We start from the raw sequence: 3724 nt of genomic DNA, 5'->3' as shown, positions 1-3724 counted from the left end.
GGTCGGTATCGGGGGCCGCGCCGAGGTGCGGTCCGACCGATCGGGCTCCCGGGCGCCGGTCCGCGTCCCACCTCTCGCCACGTCGCGGGAGCCTACGCCGGTCCGGCCCCCGGAATCGTGCGCCCGGGCGGCTGACGCTCGTGTCCGCGCGGTCAGGGGCACGCCATGCAGCGGCCGCGACGGTCACGGGCACGCCACACAGCTCGGTGGGCCTCGGAACCTGCGCCCCGTGCCCCTCGCCGGTGCTCGGGGCCGCCTCCGGCCCACCGTCCTCGATCAGGGGCACGCCATGCAGCTCGGCGGGCCCCCGGACCTGCGCCCCGTGCCCCTCGTCCGGGAACGGAGGACCACGTGCCCGGCACTCGCCCGGATGGCGGACGTCCGACCCCGACGCGCCGAGCGCGCCTGCCCGGCGCGGTGCCCCCGGGCGACTATCGTCCTGCGACGTGCGAGGCGTACGGAAGTGCTCGCGGACGGGGTGCGGCCGGGCGGCCGTCGCCACGCTGACGTACGTCTACTCCGATTCGACGGCCGTCGTGGGCCCGCTGGCGACCAGCGCGGAACCCCACTCCTACGACCTCTGCGAGGCCCACGCGCTGCGCCTCACCGCCCCCCGGGGCTGGGAGGTCGTGCGCTACGAGGGCGACTTCCCCTCCGAGCCGTCCGCCGACGACCTCACGGCCCTGGCCGAGGCCGTCCGCGAGGCGGGTCGGGCCGAGCCGCCCAGCGAGGCCGTCGGACAGGTCGGGGCGGTCGCGGGCACCGGGCGCCGGGGTCACCTGCGGGTCCTGCCCGACCCGTCGGGCGCCTGACGCGACGCACGGCCGACCCCGCACCGGCGCCACCGACCGCCCACCCCATCGGGTGGCCGCCGCACCGCACGGTGTCGGACCCGGCCGATACGCTGGCCGACGTGAGCAGTTCAGCACCGGCTCAGCAGGCCCATCAGTCTCAGGACGGCGGCGAGTCCGCGGACGCCCGGCGCGCCCGCGTGGTCCGCGAGGTGATCAAGGCCTACGACGTGCGCGGTCTCGTCGGGGAGCAGCTCGACGCCGCCTTCGTGCGTGACGTCGGTGCCGCGTTCGCGCAGCTCCTCATCGGCGAGGCGGGCGGGGTGCCGGCGAACGGCGTCGTCGTCGGGTACGACATGCGGGACTCCTCGCCGGAGCTCGCCGCCGCGTTCGCCGAGGGCGTGACGGGCCAGGGGGTCGACGTCACCGAGATCGGCCTGGCCAGCACCGACGAGCTCTACTACGCCTCCGGGGCGCTCGACGCCGCCGGTGCCATGTTCACCGCGAGCCACAACCCCGCGCGCTACAACGGCATCAAGCTCTGCCGCGCCGGCGCGAGCCCGGTCGGTCAGGACACCGGGCTCGACGAGATCGCCGCCCTGCTCGACCAGGGGCCCGGCGCGGCCGCGGGCGCGGAACCCGCCGAGCGCCCGGGCACCGTCCGGCGCCAGGACGTGCTCGAGGACTACGCCGCCTACCTGCGCGGCCTCGTGGACCTCTCCGGCATCCGGCCGCTCTCGGTGGTCGTCGACGCCGCCAACGGCATGGCCGGGCACACCGTGCCCGCGGTGCTCGACCCGCTGCCCATCGAGGTCCACCCGCTCTACTTCGAGCTCGACGGGACGTTCCCCAACCACGAGGCCAACCCGCTGGACCCGGACAACCTCCAGGACCTGCAGCGCGAGGTGTCGAACCTCGGCCGGGTCGACGCCGGCCTCGCCTTCGACGGCGACGCCGACCGCGTCTTTCTGGTCGACGAGTTGGGCGAGGCGGTCAGCCCGAGCGCGATCACCGCCCTCGTCGCCACCCGGGAGCTGGCGAAAGAGCCCGGCGGCACGGTGATCCACAACCTGATCACCTCGCGCGCGGTCCCCGAGATCATCACCGAGGCCGGGGGCACGCCGGTCCGCTCCCGCGTGGGCCACTCGTTCATCAAGGCCACGATGGCGCAGACCGGCGCGATCTTCGGCGGCGAGCACTCGGCGCACTACTACTTCCGCGACTTCTTCCGCGCCGACTCCGGGATGCTGGCCGCGCTGCACGTGCTGGCCGCGCTCGGCGAGCAGGACAAGCCGCTCTCCGAGCTGATGGCGGAGTACTCGCGCTACGCGGCGTCGGGCGAGGTGAACTCCACCGTGGACGACCCGCAGGCGAAGATCGCCGAGGTCGAGGAGCTCTACGGCGACCGCGAGGACGTCACCACCGACACCCTGGACGGGCTGACCGTGTCGTTCGCGAACGGGGACTGGTTCAACCTCCGGCCGTCGAACACCGAGCCGTTGCTGCGGCTCAACGTCGAGGCCTCCGACGCCGGCGCGGTCGCCGCGCTGCGCGACGAGGTGCTCGCGGTGGTGCGGCGATGAGCACCCCGACCGGCCCGCTCGGCCTCGACCCCGTGCTGCTCGAGATCCTCGCCTGCCCCGCGCCCGACCACGGCGAGCTCCGTCCGGGCACCCCGGACGACCCGGACGCCGCCGCCCTGACCTGCCAGACCTGCGGGCGACGCTTCCCGGTCACCGACGGCATCCCGGTCCTGCTGCTCTCCGAGGCGACGGGCGGACCGGACGACACCCCGGACCACGGCGGGACCGCCGCGACGCCCGCGGACGGGTGAGCATCGTGCTCGACGACGCCCTGCTCGAGGACACCGGCCGCCTGCTCGACGCCGACCGGGCCGGGCTGCTGCGTGCGGCCGCGACGGCAGGCGCGCAGGTCCGGGCCACCTGGGCGGCGGCCGCCGAGGCCGGCGTCGGTCCGCGGGGCGTCCTCGACGGGCTCCGGCCGCGGGCGCTGGTCCTGCTCGCCCGGGCCGGCACCGAGCACTCCGAGGCCCGGCTGGTCGCGGCGCTGCTCGCCCCGACCTGCCCGTGCCCCGTCGTCGTCACCGAGGTGGCCCCGCCGTGGCTCGGCCCGCTCGACGTCGTCGTCGTCTCCCACCGCGGCTCCGACCAGGACCCGGCCGACGCGCAGGTGGCCGAGGCCGTCGACCGCGCGGTGCGGCGCAGCGCCCACGTCGTGCTCACCGGTCCCGCCGACGGCCCCGCGCCCGCCGCGGCCGCCGGCCGCGCCATGCAGGTGGTGCCGCGCATCCCGGGCCTCGACGGGCTCTCGACGGCGACGGACCTCGCGGCGACCCTGGCCACCACCCGCGCGCTCGGCCTGCTCGAGGTCGACGGCGAGGCCCTGGCCGACCGGCTCGACGACGAGGCCGAGCGCAGCGGGCCCCGCCACGAGGCGTTCGTCGCTCCCGCCAAGGCCCTCGCGCTCCGCTTCGCCGAGCACACCCCGGTGCTGTGGGGCACCGACCCCGTGGCGACCGCCCTGGCCGGGTATGGCGCGGTCGTCCTCGCCGCCCACGCCGGCGTCGTCGCGCACGCCGGGCCGCTCTCCGGGGCCGCCGCGGTCCCCGCGCTCGCCGCCCGCCTCGAGGCGAGGGGCGCCACCGACTCGATCTTCGCTGACCCGTTCGACGACACGGCCGACGAGGGCCCGCCGCCCCGCCTCGCCCTCGTCACGGTCCGGGAGGACCTCGCGACCCGTCGCCTCGCGGCCGACGCCACCCGCCGGTGGCCGGCGGCGGACGTGCTCGAGCTCGACGACGCCGACCTCGCGGGCGAGACCCCGGGTCACGACGCCGTCCGCGCGGGGGTCCTGAGCCTGCGCCTGGACCTCGCCGCGCTCTACCTGGGTCTCGCGACGGGGGTGACCGGGGC

The 3724-nt window shown here is 76.7% G+C and carries 4 protein-coding genes; all 4 read left to right on the top strand.

The window, feature by feature from the left end; genetic code table 11:
- The first annotated feature begins 446 nt into the window (after nucleotides 1-446).
- Nucleotides 447-812: a DUF3499 domain-containing protein gene (locus AC0CYZ_RS21450; RefSeq protein WP_472219046.1), complete on the top strand. Its 366-nt coding sequence runs from the start codon at nucleotides 447-449 to the stop codon at nucleotides 810-812.
- 179 nt (nucleotides 813-991) lie between these two features.
- The gene (locus tag AC0CYZ_RS21445; RefSeq protein ID WP_472219048.1) at nucleotides 992-2374 is read left to right on the top strand and encodes a phosphomannomutase/phosphoglucomutase; all 1383 of its coding nucleotides are present in this window, start codon (nucleotides 992-994) and stop codon (nucleotides 2372-2374) included.
- Entirely contained in the window at nucleotides 2371-2625 is a 255-nt protein-coding gene (locus AC0CYZ_RS21440; protein WP_472219044.1) for a Trm112 family protein, read from the top strand. Before AC0CYZ_RS21445 ends, AC0CYZ_RS21440 begins: the two co-directional genes overlap by 4 nt.
- The coding region (locus AC0CYZ_RS21435) for a hypothetical protein (protein WP_472219042.1) at nucleotides 2622-3724 on the top strand (1103 nt) is incomplete at its 3' end. The genes AC0CYZ_RS21440 and AC0CYZ_RS21435, both read left to right, overlap by 4 nt.

This window comes from Actinomycetospora sp. (genome assembly GCF_055612215.1).
The sequence above is the reverse complement of the archived record's forward strand: the minus strand, read 5'-3'. Positions and strand labels throughout refer to the sequence as shown.

Bases quoted from the DNA above. Each gene is read 5' to 3' on its own strand.
- AC0CYZ_RS21440 (WP_472219044.1), top strand. From the start codon at position 2,371: ATGAGCACCCCGACCGGCCCGCTCGGCCTCGACCCCGTGCTGCTCGAG.